The sequence below is a fragment of the Kiloniella litopenaei genome, assembly GCF_000982415.1.
GTDB lineage: Bacteria > Pseudomonadota > Alphaproteobacteria > Kiloniellales > Kiloniellaceae > Kiloniella > Kiloniella litopenaei.
On record NZ_LANI01000002.1, the window covers coordinates 87,375 to 110,403 of the forward strand.

A 23,029-nucleotide genomic window follows, 5' to 3' on the forward strand; every position below is an offset into this window, starting at 1 on the left:
GGGGCATTCACCTTTATCGACCCCCAAAAAGCTCGGAAAAGTTCTGGAACCAAAGGGGCAAAGATGTCGGCAAACTTAAGAACGAACAAAACACCCCGCTACAGACACAATCTGCCGCAACTCAAGGGCGGGCTTTTCCTGACCGATGCGGGACAGGAAACAGACTTGATCTTTAACAAAGGCATTCCAATCAAGGCCTTTGCTGCCCACACTCTGTTACCTGACGAACGTGGTCGTGCCGCCCTGACAAACTATTACAACGGTTTTCTGGCTCTGGCTCGACAGACCAACACAGGCTTCATTCTGGATGGCCAGACATGGAAAGCACATCCCCATTGGGCAAATGATCTGGGACAGACGATTGACGAGATCAAGGCCGCGAACCAGTCATCAATCGATTACACCGCACAAATCCGGGATGCTTGGGATAACGGCCAACACCCCATCGTCCTAAATGCTGCACTTGGGCCGCGCGGTGATGCCTATGCACCGGATTATCAGATAACAACCAATGAAGCCGAAGACTATCACGCACAGCAAATCAGTTGGCTGGCCGCCACCCAGGTGGACATGATTTCAGCCATGACCTTTACCCAATCCGAAGAAGCCATCGGGGCGATACGTGCTGCGCACAAAGAAAACATGCCCATTGCAGTTTCCTTTACGGTCGAAACAGACGGCTTGCTGCCCAGCGGACAATCCCTGGCCGACGCCATTGATCAGGTTGATCGGGAAACCAGTTCTCAGGCGATTTACTTTATGATCAACTGTGCGCACCCGGACCACTTTCCGGATCAACTGTCAGACAACAACCTCCAGGATCAAAAGTGGGCGCAAAGAATTAAAGGCATCCGCTGTAATGCATCGCGGATGAGCCACGAAGAGCTGGATAATTGTGAAGCACTGGACGCAGGAAACCCAATCGAGTTGGGACAGCAATACAAAGAAATCTATTCAAAAATGCCGTGGTTGAACATTTTTGGCGGATGTTGCGGATCTGACCTGCGCCACGTGACTGAAATTGCGCGTGCGATCCTTTCGCCCCAAAACCGGTGATTAAAATCGCCCCGAATAACCGACCTCATAAAACCAGCCAGCGGTAGAAATAATTGATGCTCGCTTTTGGTATTGGACTAAAGCCCAGTCCCCAATATTAAGCCGAACAGATCGCCGAACAGATCAAGGTATCAGGTATCGGTTTTAGGCATCAGTTAAAGATGGATAGATCAAATCCTGAACGCTATCCAATCCGGCACCAATATCAATAAACTGCCTGGAATAAATACGCAGATAATCCCGCTTTTCAGAACCTTCATCTGGTAATCGTTTTTCACAATCCAGTTCATTTTTCTGAAACAGGATCAGTGGATTACCATCATTACTGTTGAGCAAAGGAAGGCCGACAGTTTCCAAACAGACGCTCAGGCCACTTTTCATAACCTGTTCGACAACGCCAACGATACCACAGGGCTGATTAACAACGGACCACAATGCTTGTAAAGCCTGTATCTTCCGTTCCTGTCCAACAAGATCCAGATAGTTGCTCCCTTCACAAGCCTCGCCAAACTTTTCACTCAAATTTGATCCCAAAAGACGAATTTTTATATAATCATCTGAAATCATTTCATAGATCATGAAATTAGGGAGCAAAGACGGTATCTGTTCAGGTCGAAAGCTATCCCGGGACGGTGCAAAGCCATCACGCGGTAAATCGAGCCAATATCTATAAAACTCTGCAGATTTCGGATGTTTAAAATCCATGAAGAGTCACAGCCTTTATTATTCTTTAACCACAAGCAAAGCAGCCTTCGGACCCAACGATTAATTTTCTGACTTAAGCACTAAAAAAATAAGAGAAGAAAACAAATTAGATAAGCGTGAAAACTACCAGTACTGATCATGCCTGTGATAATTGATATTAATCAAGGATTATCTTCCTGATTTTCAGATTGCAGTAAAATAAACCAAAATAAATAACTCACCATGATATAAAATTACACAAAATAGATAAAATTCAACGTTAAATTACCAAGAAAAATCGACACAAAGCCCTTGTAAATGAATGATAAATCACCTGACTGTAATGCGAATCAATCTCTCAATTCGGGAATACCCATCCCAAGATCAAAATAGGACCGTTCCACAACCCGGATATACTTTAACAAACTGTCATCATCATTCACCAAATCTTGCTGACTTTTCTCTCGCGGTTCATCATTATCTTTATGAACTTCATTACTCTGGAAAAAAAGAACAGGGTATTTACCCTCATCATTTGAGACAGGCAAACCAAGGGCTTCGATATAAGCCAGGCGGCCTGAAACCAATTCCTGTTCCAACAACGCATACATACCACAGCTATTTTCCACCTGTGCCCACAAAGCCGCCGAGGCACTGAATTTTCGATGATCTTCGACCATATCCAGATAATTGGTTCCTGTGCGCCGTCCGCCAAAGCGTTCTTCGACAGTCGATCCCATAAGCCGGATACGGATCAGATCATGCGAGACCAATTCATAAACAATCATCGTGGCAAGTAAATTGGGGATTTGTTCCGGTTTAAGGTGCTTTTTTTCCGGTAACACCCCTGTTTTTGGCAACTGACACCAATAGTCATAAAAGGCCTGACTTTTGGAATGTCTGAATTTAATCAATGCCTTCATCCCTTTCCGGGCGCCACGTTCTATTCTTCACACGCTTTGCCTAACGCAACCAACAAAACGTTAATATAGAAACACAAAACAAATGGTTAATAAAGTGTTAACGCAGCATCACCTGATATTACCTCTTATGATCGAAAACGTTGAATATCAACACACTTGGGCAGATCCAGCACACTGAAAATACGATGTTGAATTAGACTGATAATAGAATATACATAGTCTCTGGGCATACGGGGCTCTGGGCTTGCGGGTCTCGGGCTTGCAGGTCTTCAGAATTTCTGGATAAATTTTCTCGCAAGGCATTACATCCGCACCCTTGAAGACGATTCAAACACGATAAAACAAACAGGTTATAATTCGCCAATGAGACCATCTTTACGACAAAAAATAATCGACGTCTGTGATCTGAAGATGGACAGGAAAGGCGAGACAGTCGGTCTGTCTTTCTACGCTTTTTTTGCCAACAAAAACGACGATCCTGACCTTTTGATGGAAGCAGCAACCTGGTGGATCAAAACCCACCAACTGGATCATTTTGAAAAAGCAAAAAAGATCAAGGATATGGTTATAAATGGTAAATAGAAATTCAGGACCAGATTATTTGACGTAAATCAGGGAAATCCCCGTTCCACCTGTTAAGCTACGAGAAGAAATTGTTCGCGTATACACAGTAACATTTATAGCATGGGGGCTTGTTTGCTGTGATAACACGATTACAAAATACGTCAGGCTGATTACATGAAACTGGAACACGATCATTCGTCCGAAGCCATACGAGAACGCTTTGCCAAGGGACACAAGGCAAGTTACCTACAGGACTGGGTGTATGGCAGCATTGATGGTGCTGTGACCACCTTTGCGGTTGTGTCTGGTGTTATCGGGGCACAGCTGTCCGTGCGCGTCATTCTTATACTTGGGGTTGCCAACTTACTGGCAGACGGTTTTTCCATGGCCGCGGGCAACTATAGCGCAACCAAATCAGAACTGGATGACACCGAACGCTTACGTGAAATAGAGCGCAAACACATCAAACAAGTTCCAGAGGGAGAACGGGAAGAAATTCGACAAATTCTGTCCGCGAAAGGGCTAAGCGGATCAACATTGGAAGAGGCCACAGAGGCAATAACATCCAACGAAGAATTGTGGATAAACACAATGATCACCGAAGAATATGGTGTTTCTCCAACACCACGAAACCCCTTAAAGTCTGCTCTATCAACCTTTGGGGCTTTCTTTGTCGCGGGTTCGATCCCCTTGCTGCCCTTTATTCTGGACCTTCAAAATGCCTTTTCATTGGCCTGTGGCATGACCGCCTTGGCATTCTTCGCAACAGGCATGATCAAAAGCCGCTGGTCCTTAGCCCCTTGGTGGCGATCCGGCAGTGAAACCCTGTTAATTGGCGGGTTGGCTGCACTTGTTTCCTATGGTGTTGGTTATCTTCTACGCGATATCGTCGGCTGAACCTCATAGGAATACCCATCTGAAAGCCAACCGAAATTTGACCTGGACAAAAAACAACCGTTCAGGGTAAATCCCCAAAACGCGCCAGAAAGCGTGCAAAGACACTGGTCAAAGTTTCTCAATTTCTTCCATCGTGCGGCCCGGCTTGCTTTTATAAGTTGGCAGGTTCCATCCGTAATACAGCGCCCCACCACGAACGACAAAGGCAACCAGAAAGCCAAGGATTGAGCCAACGACATTCTCTAACCCCGCATGATAGGAAAGCACCCAGGCGACAGAACCAAACAACGCAGCAGTCACATAGATTTCCCGTCTCATCAGGACGGACTGCTCCCCGGAAATAATATCTCGTAAAACCCCACCAAATGTTGCGGTCAATATCCCCGTTACAACAGCAATCGATGACGACCCGGTGGCAAGAAAACCGATTTCTGCCCCCTTCACCGAAAAGACCGCCATCCCAATAGCATCCAGCCACAACAACACCTTGTATCGGGATTCAAATCTGTGTGCAGTGAAAAAGACCAACGCGCCTGTGCCTGCACAAATCAAAAGATAGGCATGTTCCCGTACCCAGAAAACGGGTGTCTGACCCAAAATTGCGTCGCGAAAAGTTCCCCCGCCAATGCCCGTTACCGCCGCAAGAAATATAAACGCGATAAAATCAAGCTGTTTCCGCGAAGCCGCCAAAGCACCCGTTGCTGCAAACACCGCAACCCCGGCATAATCAAGCCATTGAACAATTTCCACCTTCGCCCCCTCACTTTATTGTAAAAACAATTCAAGCCCTACCCATCTTGGTAACATATAAGCCTATCCGGGTAACATATAATCAAAATGAAAAGCAGAATTATTAACGAAAGCAGGGCCATTAAAAGGCATGATGCTATCCGGCACCTCCCCCTTAGTCGATAAATGTTGGGGCCCCTTTGCCCAGATCGATCATTTGCCTGTCCACCACCAGAATAAGTTCCAAACGCTCATTGGATTTGAATTCAAATGGCTTTAAATCTTCAATTTCATTGCTTTGATAGACGATTATCGGATTGGGTTCACTGCCATCCAAGGTAGGAATATCGTTGCGAAGCGGAAAACCGATTGATTCAACGCTAACATTACGTCCGCTGGATAATGCGTGTTCCAGGACGGCACAGATACCGCAAGGATGCTGCGCCATGAGCCAGAAAGCATCTGATGCCACCTGTCTACGATCATCGGCAACATAATCCAGATAGTTTGCGCCAGTCATATCATGGCCAAAGCGTTCATTAATTGCGGTGCCCTGCAAACGAATTTTGATATTGTCCCGGGAAATCAGCTCGTAAATAATGATATTCGGCAATAATGATGGGATATCTTCTGGGCGAAAGGAGCTCCGGTTTGGCATATCAAACCCTTCTGCCCTTTCTAAACCCTGCCAATAATCATAAAACTGGCGATTTCGGGCATTTCTTATTTTCACTGAACCTCACCTAATGCCCCGGCGAATGTGGCACCGGGTTTCAATTCTTTCTCCAGCCGACCCTGATTACCCCCGTCATCAGACAAACGCAGCCTACAGATATTTTACAAAAGCTTACAGCAATTTTTTATACTGATTTTGTGACAGGATCTTAATTCAAGAATTTATCACAGCACAAAAACACTAACGACAGGGTGCATAGCATTAAACCAATACAATCATGCGGACACACATCGGGACTTGCTTTCTTTCTTGACCTTGTTTCAAAGGGGTGGTTTTATGTTTTCACATTTCACATAAAGCAACTGTGTGACTGCATCTGTTTTTGCAGCTCACCCAGATAAACGACCGGATATCACTATCAGAACCTCGGTACGCAGTTTTATTCAGTTTCCAGAGAACGATGGATAAAGCTTTATCAGGTTCGGATAACCGGCCAGAACCTAAAACACATAAACCCTTTCCAGCACCTTGTTTTTCAGGGTGATGTCTGGACCTTGCTTCGTCCGTCGCAGTGGATTTCCCATGCCGAGGCCACGGATGATTATTATTTTAAGAGCAGTTCCTGCTTTCACGGGGAACCAATCCGGATCAAAAAGATCAGGATAGGATCTCCACAGAACAGCTGCGCCGATAACGAAGTTCAATTTCGATATTGGTAACATTCATTATTGGTAACGAGACCATAAGACAGAAACAAAGAAAAATGCTCTGAAAACAGGGTGAGATAACGGAGAATTCGAATGTTGACACTATTTCACGCACCGGGTGCTTGTTCTTTGGCCTCTTGCATCGCCCTGGAAGAAACAGATGCAGAGTTCGAAATCAAAACAGTATCCTTTGCGGATGGTGAACAGCATAAAGCAGATTACCTGCGGCTTAACCCCAAAGGGCGCGTCCCTGCGCTGGTCGTAAATGACGGGACAGTGGCTGCACATTCCAAGGACGCCACAAGTTCACAAGGCACCAAAGGTGTCCTGACCGAAACACCGGCGATCCTTTTTTATCTGGCACAACAGTTTCCCCAGGCTAATCTGGCCCCTCTTGGCGATAATTTTGCCCTCGCCCAAATGCAATCGTTCAACAGCTTTCTCTGTTCAACTGTTCACGTCGCCCATGCCCACAAGCTACGTGGCGCACGCTGGGCAAACAAAGAAAGCTCTTATGAAGACATGCGCGCCAAGGTGCCTGAAAACATGTCAACACTCTTTACCATGATAGAAGAAACCTATCTTGGTCAGCCATGGGTATTGGGCGAACAGTACAGCATCTGCGACGCCTATCTCTATACCATCGCGCGTTGGCTGGAAGGTGACGGTGTCGATATCACCGCCTTTCCCCGTGTCAATGCGCATTTCAAACGTATGGAAGACCGCCCTGCTGTACAACGAGCCCTGAGGCACTAGCCCGGCTTGGGACCTGATGACGGCACTCATTGATTTTGCTGCCTCAGGTCTTAAACGACAAAGATAGAAACTGTTATGAATAAAAGTCCTTTAAAACTACCCGAGTTTGTCATTCTTTTTGCCCTGATCACCTCCATTACGGCCCTCAGCATTGATGCCATGCTGCCTGCCCTGCCCCAAATCAGTGCAGACCTCGCCATTTCTGATCCGCTAGATAGTCAGTTGATTATCTCGCTCTTCATTTTCGGGATGGTCTTTGGTGAACTTTTTATCGGTCCTGTCTCTGATGCGATCGGACGCAAAGGGGCAATATTGCTAGGGGTCGGGATCTATGTCGGTGGTACGCTTGTTGCCATGACCGCATCCAGTTTCGAGATTTTGATCCTGGGACGAATTATTCAGGGTGTTGGCGCGTCAGGCCCCAAGATCGCAACCCGTGCCCTGATCCGTGACCAATACGAAGGTGAATCCATGGCCCGGATTATGTCTTTTATTATGGTGATCTTTATCATGATTCCTATGATCGCCCCGGCCTTTGGTCAAATGGTTCTGGCCGTTGCCGAATGGCGATATATCTTTTTCTCTTTTCTGGTGCTTTCCGTTTCAACCGGGCTTTGGCTGATCATCCGTCAACCAGAAACCCTGGCGCGGGAAAACCGGATACCACTTTCACCAAAAAAGTTGATGCATTCCACAAGCCGCATTCTAAAGCATGGCAAAGTCATGTGCTATTCCGTCTCTGGCGGTATGATTTTCGGGGCTTTGCTGGTCTATGTCAGCACATCCCAATCAATTTTCGAGGATCTTTATGGCGTGGTTGATAACTTTCCGCTTTATTTTGCGGTTCTCGCCTCTGCCGTTGCCCTGTCTTCGTTGATCAATTCACAGCTTGTCATGCGGTTTGGTATGCACAGAATGGTTGTTGTTGCCCTCAGCGCCCTGATTTTCTTTACCGGAACCCTCTTTTTCTTTGCCTTGCCCCATGATGGTATCCCACCCTTTACGATCTTTATGATCAATGGCTTTCTGATTTTTCTCTCGGTCGGTATTCTCTTTGGAAACATCAATGCCATGGCAATGCAATCTTTGGGAAAGATGGCGGGATTGGGTGCATCGGTTATTGCTTCTATTTCCAGCCTTGTAGCCGTCGCCGTTTCGGTTTCGGCAGGGCGGCTCTATGACGGAACTGTGATGCACATGGTCTTTGCCTTGTGTTTCTGCGGGGTAACAGCACTGATTTTGGTCTTGATAGCCAAACGGAGTAAGGCAGGAATTTTACTTCCGGCTTGATATTCTATATTTCCGGCTTATATGACGAAAATAAGTAATAATTTAGCTTTCCCTCCTTCGACAAAGAAGATACCTAGGGCTAAATTATCTCATTAAGTATGGGCCCGCATTATTCTGGCCCTGCTTAACGGGGTCCATCATATCCCCCTTAATGATGGACCCCACCCTTTCACTTGAAATTATCGGTAAAATCAAGAACAACTGCGCGCCCCCCTGATTTCACGTACTTGTTACACGCACTTGTCACACGTACTTGTCACACTCACTGGCCACACGCACAGGTTTATGAAAAATTAATATTATTTTCCTATGGTTATTGTCGTGGATGCCACCCCAAAAAATATCCACTCAGAACGCTGTCGATTACGTATCAATTTTCAGGAACGATCGTGCCCCACATGGCAGAGGATGTGATATGCTTGGTCTCTCAAAAAAGAATACCCCCACCGATTATCAGCCGAAAAACTGTAAATTCAACAAGGCAGAAATGAACCTGATCCTATCTGCTTTAAATCGATCCCAAGCAGTCATTCAATTTGAACCTGATGGCACGATCATCACTGCCAATAAAAATTTTCTGGCGGCTATGGGATATACGCTGGAAGAAATCAAGGGCAAGCATCACAGCATGTTTGTCGAAGAAGAATACAAGAACTCCCAAGAATATCGGGATTTTTGGAAAAATCTTGGAAAAGGAGAATTCCAGTCCGCCGAATACAAACGTCTTGGAAAAGGTGGTAAGGAAATATGGATACAGGCATCCTATAACCCCATGATGAACGCATCGGGAAAAGTCGTAAAGGTTGTTAAATATGCAACAGACATAACGGCACAGACCATACAAAATGCTGATTATCAAGGTCAGATAGATGCAATTGGCAAATCGCAAGCCGTCATATCCTTTCATCTTGATGGCACTATTATCGACGCAAATCAGAATTTCCTCGACGCTGTAGGATATAAACTTGATGAAATTCAGGGGCAACATCACAGCATATTTGTCGAACCCGAATACAAAGAATCAAAAGAATATGCTGATTTTTGGAACAGGTTACGGAATGGCGAATTCCAAACCGCTGAATACAAACGTTTCGGCAAAGGCGGAAAAGAAATATGGATACAAGCAACCTACAACCCGATTTTTGCCCCCGATGGGAAACCCTTTAAAGTTGTCAAGTTTGCCACTGATATCACCCAGCAGGTAATCAACCGGGAAAAAGCAACAAAGGTTAGTGAAATTGTTGATGAAAACCTGGGAAACATTCTGCAAACTGTTGTTGCTGTGAATAATCAATCCTCTTCAGCTGCTCAGGCATCAAATGAAACATTGCAGATGGTTGAATCAATCGCTTCGGCATCCGAAGAATTCCAAGCTTCAGTTGCGGAAATCGCCCGAAGCATGACAGCTTCGCAAGATGATGTCAGAAAAGCCATAGAAGAAGCCCATATAGCAGATGATCTGACCAACAAATTGACCGAGCAAGCCCTGTCAATGGATAGCGTTGTCAGCGTTATTCAGGATGTTGCCGGGCAAATCAATCTACTTGCCCTAAATGCAACGATTGAATCTGCACGGGCCGGAGAAGCCGGAAAAGGCTTCGCAGTTGTGGCATCAGAAGTCAAAGCACTCGCAAACCAGGTTGGAAGCGCGACAGAAAAAATATCCTCAGAGATTAGCAGCATGCAATCAATTTGCAGCAGCGTCGTAGAAAATTTAACCAGTATCAGAGGCGCCGTTGAATCCGTCGAAGGAAGTGTTACCTCAGTATCAGGGGCGATAGAGGAACAAACTGCTGCATCAGGTGAAATATCAGCAAACATTCAAACCGCAGCAACCGCTGTGAATTCAGTAAATAACAATCTGGACAGTATCAGTAGCGCGGTTCAAACCGTCGAAAATAATGTCTCTGCAGTATCCACAGCCATCGCGGAACAATCAGCATCAATTTAACGGATGACGGCACCGAAACTGACTGATTTCTTGCCTGAATACCCGACAAATTAACGATGCACGACCAAAGGAAGAACGGGAACAATGGCCACAAGTCTCTGACTTTAGAGACCAGATCATGCTGCTATAAAAATGTCATTGGACAAATAAATTCAACGACTGATTTAAGCTAAGAAAATGACTAAACTCTTGGGGAAAATATGAAATTTCCAAGCAAAGATTCAATAAAATTTAACCTTTGATGATTACCAATCAACGGGCCGAACAACCTGGTCAAAGATATCTTCTCCCATTGATATTTTTGACCATTAAATGACTGCTCTCTGAGATGACATTGCAGAGAGTTTGAAAGGATTTATGCGTATGTTCTCGTTTGGTAAAAACGCCCGATTAACAGCGGACCAACCAAAAAGCTATAAACTAAACAAGATTGAAATGACGTTGATTTTGAATGCCCTGAATAAATCGCAGGCAGTCATTCAATTCGAAGTCGATGGCACTATTATCACTGCAAACCGCAATTTTCTGGCCGCTATGGGCTATTCGCTCGACGAAATAAAGGGCAAGCATCACAGTCTTTTTGTCGAGACGGCTTATAAAAACTCTGCTGAATACAAACAGTTTTGGGCGAGCTTGCAAAAGGGAGAATTTCAATCTGCCGAGTACAAACGGATCACTAAAAGCGGCAAACCCATCTGGATACAGGCATCATACAACCCGATAATTGATTCCTCGGGCAAGGTTACAAAGGTCATCAAATACGCAACCGATATCACTCAACAGACATTGCAAAATGCTGATTTCATAGGCCAGATTAAAGCCGTAAACAAATCACAGGCGGTTATTTCCTTTCATCTGGACGGCACCATCATTGATGCCAACGAGAATTTCCTTAAAACGGTGGGTTATGATCTGCACGAAATTCAGGGTCAGCACCACCGAATGTTTGTAGAGGAAGAATATAAAAACTCCCATGAATATGAACAGTTCTGGGCCTCTTTAAAACGTGGGGAATTCCAATCCGCCGAATACAAACGTATTGGCAAAGGTGGCAAGGAAATCTGGATACAGGCGACCTATAACCCGATTTTTGACCCGGATGGCAATCCCTTCAAGGTTGTGAAGTTTGCCACAGACATCACCCAACAGATTACCGATCGGCAAGAAGCAGCCAGGGTAGGTCAGCTTGTTGATGATAATCTGGGAAAAATACTTGAAGCAGTCGGTAACGCCAATAACCAATCATCCGCTGCCAGTTCTGCCTCTACGAATACCTTACAAACCGTTCAATCCGTAGCATCTGCATCCGAAGAGTTTCAGGCATCTGCCAGCGAAATCGCCCGCAGCATGAACACATCACGCAATGATGTGAAAAAGGCAATTGACGAGGCAACAAATGCGGATCAGCTGACGCAAAAACTGACTGAGCAAGCTCTGTCCATGAACAGCGTGGTAAGTGCTATTCAAGACATTGCCGGGCAAATCAATCTACTTGCCCTGAACGCTACCATTGAATCTGCCCGCGCAGGTGAAGCAGGCAAGGGTTTTGCCGTTGTCGCATCCGAAGTGAAAGCACTGGCCAATCAGGTTGGCACCGCCACCGAACAGATTTCATCCGAAATCATTGGCATGCAATCTGTCTGTGATAACGTTGTTGAAAACCTTAACAGCATCAAAGATGCCGTAGAATCAGTCGAGGGCAGTGTCACCGCCGTATCCGGCGCTGTTGAACAGCAAACATCTGCATCCAGCGAGATTGCCGCCAGTATGCAATCCGCCGCAACAGAGGTCAGCGAAATCACCGACAACCTGGCGTCAATCACCAATGCCGTTGATAATGCCCATAACTTTGCCCGCGAAGGCACCGACCTATACCGAAGCCTGAATAAACAGGCACTTTAAAACCTCAAGCATTCAAACAACAAGGGCCGGGGAATTCCGTAAGAAATTCACTGGCCCTTGTTGCTTTTGATCATAAGGCACACTTCTAAGAGCTAACAGCCATAAAGACCGTCTTTCGGAAAACGCCCGGCACCCTGTCGATCAGGGTCAAGGGGCGCAAAATATCCTTTCGCCTGTCTGAGGGCCTCAATTGCTGTTGCCTGAGCCAAAAGCTCATCAACCGGACTTGTTGCAATACTGGCCTTATAGGCAGCTGCAACAGCACGGGTAATGGTCGGCGCAGCAACAGAAGTTCCATCCAATGTGACTGAGACACCGGATTTGACGCCCGATGCCCGCACCCCCCTGAAAACAGGACTGCGATCGCTTTCCGCAGAAACCAAAGGCGTCTTCGCCTGTTCAGGCAAAGCTGTCTCTGTTGTCTGATATCCGCTATAAATCGCGGCACGCCCGGTTGCTTCGACATGGCTTGCAACAACAATCGGTGTTGTACCTGTTGCCAGACCATTGGATGATCCATCCCGCTTTACGATGGAATGGTTATCGTGCACCTGTAGCTTCCCTTGATGATCATAAAGCTCATAGGCCCTGTCATCAAAATAGGACTGCCGCCCCAAAGCTGGATAGCCAAAAGGCGATGCGTCGCGCTGGATACGGGCATGGATAGGTTCAGATAATGCCTTGTCTGATTTTTTGATAACCCGAACGGTCCACAAACCATTGGCAACGGGTTTCAAAGGACCGGGATGAAGCGCTGTATCTGCCCGTACATCTGGCACCTCTGTTGGCGCAAGAACCAGCATAAAACGACCACGCGCATCCTCTTCTGACAAAGGTGTATGCTTGTCATAGGACAACCGTGCGATGGCCTTTGCCCCCCGGGTCAGAACAACCGCGCTATTCACAACCGCTGTTAGCTTTTGTGCGGGAATTGCCTCTGTTGTTGGCGGGATGACCTCGATCTCAATATCCCCGTCATCATACCCAGCCTTTGGCATCCATATTTCAAGATAGCTGGACGTTCTGTCATTGGGTTGCACCCGCCACGGCAGATCGCAATACCCCTTATCTGTATCGGCGCAATTATCAGCCTTAAAATCGTCATCTGTTATTACCGCATGGGATCGTTCCAGATGATGATTTCCCGAGGGCAACACCACGGACGTCGGTGCAACACGGTCATTTCTGGCGGTGACAATTTCATCAATCGCCTTTTCCAGCAACGATGTGCCATCATGTGGCCCGCCAAAAATGCCATAGCTGAAATTAATCACCACGGGCAGGTTCGGCGCGATACGATCAGCCCGATCAAGGATATAGTGCACCCCGGCCAGAATAAAACTGTCCAGCCCCATGCCAGACGTGTCCCAGGTCACAGCGGCTGGCACCTGTACCGTGATGATGCGATCTTCTTCCAATTGACTGGATGACGTATTGTCATAATCAGCCCCGGCCGCCAGATCCAGCACATGCGTACCGTGTGCTGCTTTGCCATCCAGTGAGTTTGGCATCACCTTGCGGCTATCCACCAGCCCCAACGCCCGATAAAGCGCGGCCTCGTTTGTTGCGCCCAGTGCATCTGTGTATTGGGCAAGAGCACTGTCAATACCGGCCTTGGTATATTCACGGCCAAAAGCGACATTGGAACCAGAACCAGCCCCCAATTGGGCATCACCATCCTGCACCCATGCAAAATCAATCCGGGTGCTGCCGGGTGCTGACTGGAACCTGCGATTGGCAATGGCAATACCATCATCTATCACCCCCACCACAACCTTTGCAGGCGAAGATGAAGCACAGGATGAATTCGCTGAGACTTGGGGAGTAGCCTCGGGCACATAGCTCTGGTTTACACTTGCCGCGCGCAGGGGAATACCAATCCGTCGTTTAATCCCCGAGCTTTCGGTGTTAGAATGGTCAAAGCCAGAAGACCTCTCCCGACCAACAGTACTTTCCCGCAGAACAAAGGGGCGAAAGCTGGGCTGTTCCCCATCTGGCCGATAAAGCACGGGATAAATGGCATCGGGATTTTCATCGCCTGCAACAAAATTTTCCGACGCTTCTGTTCCGCTATAACAATGCGTTTCATTCGGTGGACCAAAGGGAAAGCCATAGCCCGCCCCTGTATCCAGCAACCAGTCTTCATAGGGGTCAACGGCCTTGATGCCATCGTCCTGCCAGTGATAGGGATCAGCCATTGTTGCCTCCTGCAGCAGGGGCTTCCTCCCACTCGCTTTTGGCCTTGAGCCACAACCAACGGAACAGGTTATCCGGCTCTCCATGAACCTCGGACGTGCCCCACTTCACAACCGGATCACTATCCCCATCACCCAATGCAATGACAGATTTATCAAAATCGCCCGTGGCGTTGTTGCCGATAAATTCAACTGCATCAATATCACCACTTTCCCCGCTGGCAAGCTGTAACAGATAATGCCCAAGCGTCGTCCCCAACGCCGCCCCGGCCGTACTGTCCGCGGGGAAATGCACCCCGGCAACAGTCCGGTTCACCGCAATACGTTCCGCAACAGAAAGCAATAATTCCTTGATCGAAGGACTTTGTTGAAACGACATAATCGTATCATCCAGCAAGGCCCCAAAGACGGTTGCAACCGTGAAAGCTTCGGTGGAATGACCGCTTGGCAAGGTCCCGTGCCCCGGTGTTGGAATAATCGGCTGTATCTGTGCCGAATAGATATCCGGACGGCGACACGCCAAAGAGTGTTTGGTGCGAAGGACAACATGCGATGCAAGTTGTTGAACAAGGCTAATGAGTTGGAGTGTATGGCTATGAGTAACAGCGTTCAAAGGCACAACTGAGGTAAAAAATTCTGTCGGATATCCAACCTGAGCCAAAATTTCAGCCGCGCGCTCGGATCGTTGATCTGCATAGTTTCGTACATATTCTAACTGTGAACGAAATACCTCTTCACTTGGACGTGATAACTTGGCTAGCTTCGAATAGGAAGGATGCGGCGCATGATCCAACCCACCGTGTGGATGATCATGCTGAAACCAGATTGAAACAGCCCCTTCATCAGCGTCCCCTTTAAAAGACAAGCGAGAGAGCAAGTCAGTTAAAATGGTTGAAGCCCGAACACGAGGAGACCATCGAGCAAGATTATCTGCCTGATCAGCAATAATATGAGGAGGTTCAACACCCGGTTCAGGTAAATTCCAAGGATCACGGATAGCATCTGAAGATGTTAAATGTGCTGTTGTGTCAACTCCGCTGACCCCACTAACTCCACTAACTCCGCTGACCCCGCTAACTCCGCTGACCCCACTAACTCCACTAACTCCACTGACTCCGCTAACTCCACTGACCCCAGAATTAATTGACATAATAAACTTCCTTTCGCCGACTTTGTGGTCGCGTTTCACCACTAATTTTCACTTATAAATTTGAACAGTAATCACAGCTCAGGTACGCCTGATGCTTTAAGTGCCTTTGCCCATTCCTGCCCGGTACCAAAAGCAGCAGCTGGATGCTTTTTTAAATAACCAGAAATTGTCAGATGGGGTTCTAATTTCATTAATTCTGCCGCAGTACATTTTGCTTCTTTTTGCTGACCTAAAGAATGCTGTGCTACAATTTTTGCTCTTAGTGTAGAAGTATGACTTTTGTTAGCTTTTAGCGATAACTCAGCTAAGCTAAGCGCTTCTTGATACTGTCCGTTTGACAATAAAGCGGTAGAATGAAGAGCATCAAAATAATATTTATAAGGATCCAGTGGCGATAAAGAACGCGCACGCTCTGTAAAAGAGACAGCCTTATCGCCTTCATCCATAAAAGCATGTAGAGTTCCCTTGAGTAACCACGCCAAAGCATCATTTGGGTTAAGCTCAACAGCGCGATCAAAGCGGCTAAAAGCTGTATCAAATTGCTTTAAGAGATTATTCTGGACCAATCCGTCAACAGCTAGAGAAAACGAATTATCCGGGTCCAAATCCAGAGCTTTAGCGGTACAATCGCTTGCAATTTGACTATCTTTTTTAAGATCGTTACTCCACCCCTGCTGGACGGACAACACATACCACTTTCCCAGCCAAGCGTAGAGAGACGCATGATTGGGTGATTTGCGGATAATTTCTTCGATTAACGGTCTGGCTTTGGCAAAACTTGCAAGTTTTAACCTGTGCATCAAGGCAACACCGGAAACCAGCAATGCGTGGCTCGCCACTTCTGGTAGGGGTTTACTTGTCGCCAGTTCAATAGAGGTCGATAGAATGGACTGTCCAATCTGGCGGGAAATATCAGCAACAATTTCCTGCCCACCATTCAGAAAATCTGACATCCGCGCAGAAAACTGACGCGACCAGATAATCCGCCCACTTTCCGCATCCAGAAAATCGGCATCCAGATGAAAGTGTTCCCCCGACAAACGGTAGCTGCCGTGGATAACATATTCCACATTCAACGCGCGCCGAACATCCGCCAGATTTAAAAGGCGCATGTTGAGATTACGACAGGATAGATGGGAAATAACGTCGATTAACTGTGATCTTGAAAGTGCACGTGAGACTTCCTCGGCCAGCATATCGCCCAGCACATTTTCACCGTCCCGCTTGAAACTTTGTAAAAAGGGAAGAACTGCAACAGCCGGCAAGATTCCTGTTTTATCCGATGGATTAAAAAATTCCAGTGTAGAACTTAGTTGAGGGCGGTTGCTTCGTTGTTCATTTACCCACGAAGTAAAACCACCTTCGGCGATCTCTATACCCTCTAGAAATTCGCCTTCAGCTGGCGTGCCCACAAGCTCGACAACATTCTCATTAAGAGCAATATTGTCATGACAGACGTCAAACAGGGTTTCAAAGTCAGCACCAATAGCGCGTTTTAGATCACTCAGCCCCCGACGCAGGCTTGCCCGCCCCAACTCTGCGCCCGACAAAGACCACAGCTTATCCTGTAACCAGGAACGGGTCCGCGTCATATCCGGCGCCATTGCCAACAGCGCAATCATTGCCCGCAATTTTGTACTGCGCACATTAAGCTTGGCACCATCAGACCATTCTGCGCTAAAGGTACCGTAAAGTCGCAGTTTAAGTGTTTTTTCTGCCGGGTTATTTTGCATTTTTATACCCAGAGCCTATCCCTTTATCAGAAGCATCAGAACAATGCCCCTAAATTACCCTTTTAAGTTCACAGAGATTACCACCTGTAGAGAAAGTTAAAAAACCTTTTACGTTTTTTTCACGCTTTTTGGACGCTACCTGAACTCGCAACTGCTTCATAATACACTATATAAAAAATTCAATTTTAGATTGGCGGATACCAGCTTGACCAAAAATCAACATAGCCTTTGCCCTTAGGAACACAACAACAAAAAACAAAAAAATGCATTCATAGCAAAGACTTGAAGCCATAAGAATAGGAAAAATCTGTGACCGGCCGTAATAAACCGACCCCACAATTAGTACCAGAGCAGGACTCCCTCAAACCACGAGACCTCAGTGATTTTTGCCAGAAATGGAATGACCTGAAAATACACGCAAGCGATGAACAACTGGAAGCCGCCAAACTGTCGCCTGAAAGCCGAGAGGTTATTTCCTGGCTCACCATCCTTGCCGACAAAGTTTGCCACACCGAAGACTTTTAAGCGGTTCACCCGCCATTACATCTAAGTTTTGGGACGATAAATCGTAATATTATTGGCTGTTAAAAGGTTTATTGAAAACTTCAAGATGACTGGTGCTTAACCTAGCGTTCACGCCAGAAAGAATAGAGGCCGGTGGCAATCAACAGGCTACAGCCGATCAAGGTTGCGGCATCCGGTGGTTCGTTGAAGACAAAATAGCCAACCAACAGCGCCCAGACCATCACCGTATAGCGGAAGGGCGCAACAAAAGCGACCTCGCCCACGCGCATGGCCCGGATCAGGGTGATATGAACCAGCATAATGAAAACAGCGGCCCCCATCAAAAGCCCGACGGTATCACCCGTGACCTCTTTCCATTCCATGGTCGGTAATAACAAGGCACACACCAGCGTCACAGAAACCATTGTCACAAAGGCCACGAATAAAGACGGCAGACCCGATGATATCTTACGCGTCGCCAGATCGCGCAAGGCAACAGACAACATTGATGCCAGCGCCCATAGGGAATAAACGCTGAACCCGTCTGTTCCCGGCTGAACAATTATCAGGACGCCGACAAAGCCCAGTGCAATACCGCCATACCGCCGCCAGCCGACGGTTTCCCCCAAAAAGACCGCCGCCCCCAGTGTCACCACCAGCGGCAAAGCCTGAAGGATCGCCGTCACATTGGCTACGGGCATATTAAACAGGGCCATAAAGTAGCAAAGCGATGCGCCAATTTCACCAATCACGCGGATAATCAACACCTTGGCATCCTGCCCACTGAGCGAGACAAATAGTTCGTTGCGATACCAGGCAAAGCCCCCCAGAACCAGTGCCGCACAACATCCACGAAGGAAAATCGCCTGAAAGAGGGTCAGATCAAAAGACACAAGCTTCATCAACGTCACATTGCCAATAAAAGCTGCCATACCAAGTGACATTAACAAAGCCCCGCGCAAGTTTCCCTTTGCCCCGCGCTCACCATCATCGCTGGTTTCAGCTATCGCGGCATCAAGGGCCATTGTCTCGGCGACGCACTTCTTCCCGGTTATTGTTCCGGCTTTCTTTGCAAACGTGCCCTCATCACCCGATGTTCTTTGGTGGGCTTGATCTCTTTGGTTGGTTTGATCTGGTCCCTTGTTTGGCTCGGTCAATAAACTGTTCCCACCTGTACCTTTATCGATTGATCATTTCTTCGGCCTTTTCCAGATCTTTGATCTTTTCCGGCCAGATGGTTTCATCTGTTCCATCGTTTGACGAATTGATGGCATGCTCTTTTTCTGCCCGTTTTTTCAGCTTGTTTTCACGATAGAAGGTATAAACACCCGTAATGACCAGAATAATACTGCCAACAATCGTCCAGAAATCAGGTATATCCCCAAAAACGACAATCCCGAGCAGGATAGCCCACAGCAAAATTGTATAGCGGAAAGGCGAAACAAAAGAGGTTTCCCCCCGTCGCATAGCCACAATCACACTAAGATACCCAACCATAACGAAACAGCCTGCACCGATCAGATATCCCACGGATATTAGCTGAACCGGTTGCCACCCAGATGTCGGCAGTAAAATCCCCGCCGTCAGGGTTAAAAAGACAGAGGTTAACAAAGCGACGTAAATCGAGGGAACAGCATTAGAAACCTTTTTCGTCGCGAGATCCCGCAACACAATAAAGACAACCGCAGCCAAAGCCCAGAAAGAATAGGCGTTAAAGCCCTCTGCCCCCGGCCGGACAATAATCAGAACCCCGATAAAGCCCACAGCAATCGCCGAGTAACGTCGCCACCCCACAGCTTCGCCCAGAAAAAGCGCCGCACCCAAAGTAACGGCCAATGGCAAAGCCTGTAGAATAGCCGTCGAATTGGCAATCGGCATATTAAACAAAGCCGTCAGATAACAAAGCGTGGCCCCGACTTCGCCAAAAATGCGAAAGGCCAGTATTTTTCTATCGGCCACAGAAACGGTGCGAAACAATGCCTTTGTACGCCAGGCAATCGCCCCCAAAAACAGTGTCGTGAAAATGCCACGTAGAAAAATTGTCTGAAACAAAGACAGATCGGCAGAGGCCAATTTCATCAAGGCATCATTGAAAACAAACGCCGCCTGGCTCAACACCATAAAGGCTGCCCCCTTAAAGTTCTCACGCGGATCAACCGCCGAGCCTTCGACCTGCGCAGACGCACCACTGTTCCCAGAAATATCACTCTTTGGGGTCATTGACCTGTTCCAGTTTTGATAAGCATCCAACCATAGAGCAAGGTTTAGATTTTAATTGCAAGCAAGATTGTAGAAAATATTCATTTTAACACAGAATAGAAATGTTATTGAAAGATCCATCCCAGATTTTCATATAAAAGTTTTCTCTCTAAGTCAGCGGCAGCAAAAGGCGTAACATGACAGAATACCTCTGCAAGACTTGTGGAACCCAGTACCCTGACCAAAATCCGGACCCTGAACTTCCGCCATCGCACTGCCCCATCTGCGAAGATGAACGCCAATACGTACCGGAAACGGGGCAACAGTGGATCACGTCATCTGAATTAAAAGCCCAGCACAAAATCAAACGCACGGAACATGGCCCCGGCTTATATAGTTTTGAGATTGTCCCACGCGCAGCTATTGGGCAACGCGCCTTTTTCATACAGACACCCTATGGCAATATTCTTTGGGATTGCCTTGCTATTCTTGATCAATCAACAATTGACTGGATCAAGAACAAGGGGGGATTGGCCGCAATCGCAATTTCGCATCCGCATTACTATACAGCGATGGGAGATTGGAGCGATGCGTTCGATCAGGCAGAGATATACCTGCATCACGATGACGCAAAATGGGTACAGAAATGGCATCCGGCTGTCCACCATTGGACGGGTAACAACATCAAGCTCAACACAGATATAACCCTGATAAAATGCGGTGGCCATTTCGAGGGCGGCACGGTTCTTCACTGGCAACAGGGCAAGGGGTTTCTTTTCACCGGGGATATCATGCAGATTGTTGCAGATCGCAAATACGTCAGCTTCATGCGAAGTTATCCAAACTATATTCCCTTACCTGCGACAAAGGTAAAGGAGATCGGAAATTCTGTTGCTGATTATGATTTTGATACGGTACACGGGGCCTTTGCAGGGCGAACAATCAGCAACAATGGCAAGCAAGCTGTAGAACGATCGGTTACGCGCTATATCAATGCCTTGCAGGCCAGTTAGTCCTCGTCTTTACCATTCATCCAATAATAGCCCCCTCCCAATACGGGTGATCACCGCCAATTTTTTCGGTCAGAAAGTCAATAAAAACCCTGACCTTGGCGGGCAGATGACGGCGTTCGGGAAAAACCGCATAGATTGTCTGGCTCGGTAATTTATATTCAGACAACAACGGCACCAAGCGGCCCGCGGCAATATCAGCGCTGGCGATAAAGGTTGGTAATCGCGCAATGCCAACCCCCGCAACCAATGCTGTGTAGAGCGCTTCGGAATTGTTTACCTGATAATTGCCAGTCACCTCCAGATTGATGAATTCACTACTATCTTGCGTCTCAAACCGCCAGTTGTGAATGGTGCTGGCATAGGCATATTGCAAACAGTTATGCCCCAACAAATCATCAGGGTGCATTGGGGACCCATGCTTATCCAGATAGCTGGGTGCAGCACATAGGACATTGTGACAAGGTGCCAGCTTGCGCGCGATCAAGGCGCTATCTTCCAACGACCGAACCCTGATTGCCAGATCAAAACCGCCCTGTACCATATCAACCACGCGGTCATCCATAACCATATCGACCCCGACACCGGGATAGGTAGCCAGAAATTCGGGGATGAGCGGTGCGATGTGTAAACGGCCAAAAGACATCGGCGTATTGATACGCAATCGCCCCTGAGGCGCCCCCTGTAACTGGGCAACAGCATCCTCTGCATTCTGTGCTGCCGCCAGCGATTGAACCGCATGAATGAAATACTGCTCCCCCGCTTCGCTCAGGCTTAGTTTACGTGTGCTTCGATGCAGTAATTGCACACCTAGATCAGCCTCAAGCTGTGAAATGCGTTTACTGACTGCTGACTTTGTGACCCCAATTTTCCGGGCAGCAGCGGCAAAGCTTCCCTCCTCCACAACAGCAACAAACACGGGTATTGCATTCATATGTTCCATAAACACCCTGCCACAAATATCGTCAACTTTTACTCACCAATAAGTTTCCCAATATACCCATTATAAACCAGAGAGAAACTTATTATTTTAAATTCAGAAACAACAACACTTGGTTGTGATTGACAAGACGAACAATTAGCCAAGTTAAATCAAAAGCTTGAGGAAGAAGGAGAGCCCCATGGTGCGCTTTGAACACGCAAATTTGGTTGTAACTGATTTGAAAGCAACTCTGGACTTTATTCAAACGGCCTTTCCCAAATGGATCGTACGCGGCCAAGGGGAAATGAAATGGAAGGGCAAGCCACGCCGCTGGTTACATGTCGGCGATGACACGACATACATTACCCTGAACGATAATGGCGAAGGAGAAAATCGCGAGCTTGCCGGTCACAAACCCGGGCTGGCCCATTTGGGTTTCGAAGTCGATGACGTCGATGGCATCATCGAACGCCTGCAAAACAAGGGATTTGAAATTGACATTCTGGGGGGCGACCATCCGTTTCGCAAGACGGTATATTTTGTTGATCCCGAAGGTTTCCAGTTCGAATTCATTCAGTATTACAGCAATGATCCTGCTGAACGAAATCTCTATGACACACCTTGATTGAGAGCCGCATGGGATTGATCCCTTAACGTCCCCCAATTCACCCTGCGTCAACAGGGTTAATACCTGCCCCTAACCACCCCTGTATGAAAAGAGAAGAACATGACAAAACCTGCTTATAAAACACCTTTGTCCGCCACAAAGATCAATGCATCAGAAGCCACAAGTTTTATTACCGACTTGTATCAGGCTGTGGATGAAAAAAGCACATCGAAACTTGGTGTGTTCTTGGCTGATGATCTTCGTTTTCAACTTGGAAACTTTGATGCTGTCATAGGGAAGGAAGCCGTTCTGGAAGCCAACGAGAACTTCTTTCAGATTATCGATAGCATGGCCCACAGAATTGATGGCATATGGACACAGGATGACCATATCATTTGTAAAGGCGAAGTCCATTACAAGCGCCTGGACCAAAGTGAACTCACCCTTCCCTTTGCAACGATTTTCCGTATCAAATCCGGACTTATTCAGGATTATCAGGTTTATGTCGATGTAACGCCGCTTTAATTCTTTGTCAGAACATCATCGTTCATTCGTTTGAACAACCATTTGTTTA

General features: G+C 47.1%; 21 protein-coding genes. 11 read left to right on the top strand and 10 right to left on the bottom strand.

The window, feature by feature from the left end; genetic code table 11:
* Positions 1-63: 63 nt before the first annotated feature.
* A complete protein-coding gene (locus WH95_RS02075; protein WP_046502376.1) occupies positions 64-1,056 on the top strand; it encodes a homocysteine S-methyltransferase family protein in 993 nt (330 codons plus the stop codon).
* A 144-nt stretch (positions 1,057-1,200) separates the two neighbouring features.
* Here the strand turns inward: WH95_RS02075 and WH95_RS02080 are convergent, their stop codons facing one another.
* Both WH95_RS02080 and WH95_RS02085 read right to left on the bottom strand, forming a co-directional pair.
* Positions 1,201-1,761 (bottom strand): PAS domain-containing protein, encoded by a 561-nt coding sequence (locus WH95_RS02080; RefSeq protein ID WP_046502380.1) that lies wholly within the window; start codon positions 1,759-1,761, stop codon positions 1,201-1,203.
* A gap of 329 nt (positions 1,762-2,090) precedes the next feature.
* The gene (locus tag WH95_RS02085) at positions 2,091-2,663 is read right to left on the bottom strand and encodes a PAS domain-containing protein (RefSeq protein ID WP_046502383.1); all 573 of its coding nucleotides are present in this window, start codon (positions 2,661-2,663) and stop codon (positions 2,091-2,093) included.
* 363 nt (positions 2,664-3,026) lie between these two features.
* On the opposite strand from WH95_RS02085, the gene WH95_RS02090 reads away from it, so the two are divergent.
* Positions 3,027-3,245, top strand: a complete 219-nt coding sequence (locus WH95_RS02090; protein ID WP_046502386.1) for a DUF6500 family protein — start codon at positions 3,027-3,029, stop codon at positions 3,243-3,245.
* Between the two features lie 156 nt (positions 3,246-3,401).
* Complete coding sequence (locus WH95_RS02095) at positions 3,402-4,124, top strand: VIT1/CCC1 transporter family protein (protein ID WP_046502389.1); 723 nt, start codon at positions 3,402-3,404, stop codon at positions 4,122-4,124.
* Between the two features lie 108 nt (positions 4,125-4,232).
* Here the strand turns inward: WH95_RS02095 and WH95_RS02100 are convergent, their stop codons facing one another.
* Together WH95_RS02100 and WH95_RS02105 are read right to left on the bottom strand one after the other, a co-directional pair.
* Positions 4,233-4,874: a trimeric intracellular cation channel family protein gene (locus WH95_RS02100; RefSeq protein WP_046502391.1), complete on the bottom strand. Its 642-nt coding sequence runs from the start codon at positions 4,872-4,874 to the stop codon at positions 4,233-4,235.
* Between the two features lie 154 nt (positions 4,875-5,028).
* Positions 5,029-5,586: a PAS domain-containing protein gene (locus WH95_RS02105; protein WP_046502394.1), complete on the bottom strand. Its 558-nt coding sequence runs from the start codon at positions 5,584-5,586 to the stop codon at positions 5,029-5,031.
* Between the two features lie 743 nt (positions 5,587-6,329).
* On the opposite strand from WH95_RS02105, the gene WH95_RS02115 reads away from it, so the two are divergent.
* From WH95_RS02115 to WH95_RS02130, 4 genes are all read left to right on the top strand, one after another.
* Complete coding sequence (locus tag WH95_RS02115; protein ID WP_046502400.1) at positions 6,330-6,992, top strand: glutathione S-transferase family protein; 663 nt, start codon at positions 6,330-6,332, stop codon at positions 6,990-6,992.
* Positions 6,993-7,067: 75 nt separating this feature from the next.
* Entirely contained in the window at positions 7,068-8,282 is a 1,215-nt protein-coding gene (locus tag WH95_RS02120; protein WP_046502403.1) for a multidrug effflux MFS transporter, read from the top strand.
* 415 nt (positions 8,283-8,697) lie between these two features.
* Positions 8,698-10,233: a methyl-accepting chemotaxis protein gene (locus WH95_RS02125; RefSeq protein ID WP_082113940.1), complete on the top strand. Its 1,536-nt coding sequence runs from the start codon at positions 8,698-8,700 to the stop codon at positions 10,231-10,233.
* A 357-nt stretch (positions 10,234-10,590) separates the two neighbouring features.
* A complete protein-coding gene (locus WH95_RS02130) occupies positions 10,591-12,135 on the top strand; it encodes a methyl-accepting chemotaxis protein (protein ID WP_082113941.1) in 1,545 nt (514 codons plus the stop codon).
* 92 nt (positions 12,136-12,227) lie between these two features.
* Here WH95_RS02130 and WH95_RS02135 read toward each other — a convergent pair whose 3' ends face one another.
* From WH95_RS02135 to WH95_RS02145, 3 genes are all read right to left on the bottom strand, one after another.
* Positions 12,228-14,333, bottom strand: coding sequence for a S8 family serine peptidase (locus tag WH95_RS02135; RefSeq protein WP_046502409.1), 2,106 nt, complete (start codon positions 14,331-14,333; stop codon positions 12,228-12,230).
* Positions 14,326-15,480: a phosphatase PAP2 family protein gene (locus tag WH95_RS02140; RefSeq protein WP_052741717.1), complete on the bottom strand. Its 1,155-nt coding sequence runs from the start codon at positions 15,478-15,480 to the stop codon at positions 14,326-14,328. Before WH95_RS02140 ends, WH95_RS02135 begins: the two co-directional genes overlap by 8 nt.
* A gap of 71 nt (positions 15,481-15,551) precedes the next feature.
* Positions 15,552-17,213 (bottom strand): hypothetical protein, encoded by a 1,662-nt coding sequence (locus WH95_RS02145; protein WP_052741718.1) that lies wholly within the window; start codon positions 17,211-17,213, stop codon positions 15,552-15,554.
* 309 nt (positions 17,214-17,522) lie between these two features.
* Between WH95_RS02145 and WH95_RS21235 the strand changes: the two genes are divergently transcribed.
* On the top strand, positions 17,523-17,738 hold the full coding sequence (locus WH95_RS21235; RefSeq protein ID WP_157845864.1) for a hypothetical protein: 216 nt from the start codon (positions 17,523-17,525) through the stop codon (positions 17,736-17,738).
* A 101-nt stretch (positions 17,739-17,839) separates the two neighbouring features.
* Here the strand turns inward: WH95_RS21235 and WH95_RS02155 are convergent, their stop codons facing one another.
* Both WH95_RS02155 and WH95_RS02160 read right to left on the bottom strand, forming a co-directional pair.
* Entirely contained in the window at positions 17,840-18,874 is a 1,035-nt protein-coding gene (locus tag WH95_RS02155) for a DMT family transporter (RefSeq protein WP_218044426.1), read from the bottom strand.
* A 22-nt stretch (positions 18,875-18,896) separates the two neighbouring features.
* The gene (locus WH95_RS02160; protein WP_082113942.1) at positions 18,897-19,937 is read right to left on the bottom strand and encodes a DMT family transporter; all 1,041 of its coding nucleotides are present in this window, start codon (positions 19,935-19,937) and stop codon (positions 18,897-18,899) included.
* A gap of 176 nt (positions 19,938-20,113) precedes the next feature.
* On the opposite strand from WH95_RS02160, the gene WH95_RS02165 reads away from it, so the two are divergent.
* On the top strand, positions 20,114-20,929 hold the full coding sequence (locus WH95_RS02165) for an MBL fold metallo-hydrolase (RefSeq protein WP_046502415.1): 816 nt from the start codon (positions 20,114-20,116) through the stop codon (positions 20,927-20,929).
* Positions 20,930-20,945: 16 nt separating this feature from the next.
* On the opposite strand, the gene WH95_RS02170 is transcribed toward WH95_RS02165, so the two are convergent.
* Positions 20,946-21,869, bottom strand: a complete 924-nt coding sequence (locus tag WH95_RS02170) for a LysR family transcriptional regulator (RefSeq protein ID WP_046502417.1) — start codon at positions 21,867-21,869, stop codon at positions 20,946-20,948.
* 178 nt (positions 21,870-22,047) lie between these two features.
* Here WH95_RS02170 and WH95_RS02175 point away from each other — a divergent pair, with 178 nt between their 5' ends.
* On the top strand, positions 22,048-22,473 hold the full coding sequence (locus WH95_RS02175) for a VOC family protein (RefSeq protein WP_046502419.1): 426 nt from the start codon (positions 22,048-22,050) through the stop codon (positions 22,471-22,473).
* A gap of 102 nt (positions 22,474-22,575) precedes the next feature.
* Positions 22,576-22,980, top strand: coding sequence for a nuclear transport factor 2 family protein (locus WH95_RS02180; RefSeq protein ID WP_046502421.1), 405 nt, complete (start codon positions 22,576-22,578; stop codon positions 22,978-22,980).
* Positions 22,981-23,029 lie beyond the last annotated feature (49 nt).

Bases quoted from the DNA above. Each gene is read 5' to 3' on its own strand.
- WH95_RS02140 (WP_052741717.1), bottom strand. From the start codon at position 15,480: ATGTCAATTAATTCTGGGGTCAGTGGAGTTAGCGGAGTCAGTGGAGTT.
- WH95_RS02085 (WP_046502383.1), bottom strand. From the start codon at position 2,663: ATGAAGGCATTGATTAAATTCAGACATTCCAAAAGTCAGGCCTTTTAT.
- WH95_RS02080 (WP_046502380.1), bottom strand. From the start codon at position 1,761: ATGGATTTTAAACATCCGAAATCTGCAGAGTTTTATAGATATTGGCTC.
- WH95_RS02095 (WP_046502389.1), top strand. From the start codon at position 3,402: ATGAAACTGGAACACGATCATTCGTCCGAAGCCATACGAGAACGCTTT.
- WH95_RS02145 (WP_052741718.1), bottom strand. From the start codon at position 17,213: ATGCAAAATAACCCGGCAGAAAAAACACTTAAACTGCGACTTTACGGT.
- WH95_RS02170 (WP_046502417.1), bottom strand. From the start codon at position 21,869: ATGGAACATATGAATGCAATACCCGTGTTTGTTGCTGTTGTGGAGGAG.
- WH95_RS02120 (WP_046502403.1), top strand. From the start codon at position 7,068: ATGAATAAAAGTCCTTTAAAACTACCCGAGTTTGTCATTCTTTTTGCC.
- WH95_RS02075 (WP_046502376.1), top strand. From the start codon at position 64: ATGTCGGCAAACTTAAGAACGAACAAAACACCCCGCTACAGACACAAT.
- WH95_RS02090 (WP_046502386.1), top strand. From the start codon at position 3,027: ATGAGACCATCTTTACGACAAAAAATAATCGACGTCTGTGATCTGAAG.
- WH95_RS02125 (WP_082113940.1), top strand. From the start codon at position 8,698: ATGCTTGGTCTCTCAAAAAAGAATACCCCCACCGATTATCAGCCGAAA.
- WH95_RS02135 (WP_046502409.1), bottom strand. From the start codon at position 14,333: ATGGCTGATCCCTATCACTGGCAGGACGATGGCATCAAGGCCGTTGAC.
- WH95_RS02180 (WP_046502421.1), top strand. From the start codon at position 22,576: ATGACAAAACCTGCTTATAAAACACCTTTGTCCGCCACAAAGATCAAT.
- WH95_RS02115 (WP_046502400.1), top strand. From the start codon at position 6,330: ATGTTGACACTATTTCACGCACCGGGTGCTTGTTCTTTGGCCTCTTGC.
- WH95_RS02175 (WP_046502419.1), top strand. From the start codon at position 22,048: ATGGTGCGCTTTGAACACGCAAATTTGGTTGTAACTGATTTGAAAGCA.
- WH95_RS02130 (WP_082113941.1), top strand. From the start codon at position 10,591: ATGCGTATGTTCTCGTTTGGTAAAAACGCCCGATTAACAGCGGACCAA.
- WH95_RS02165 (WP_046502415.1), top strand. From the start codon at position 20,114: ATGACAGAATACCTCTGCAAGACTTGTGGAACCCAGTACCCTGACCAA.
- WH95_RS02160 (WP_082113942.1), bottom strand. From the start codon at position 19,937: ATGACCCCAAAGAGTGATATTTCTGGGAACAGTGGTGCGTCTGCGCAG.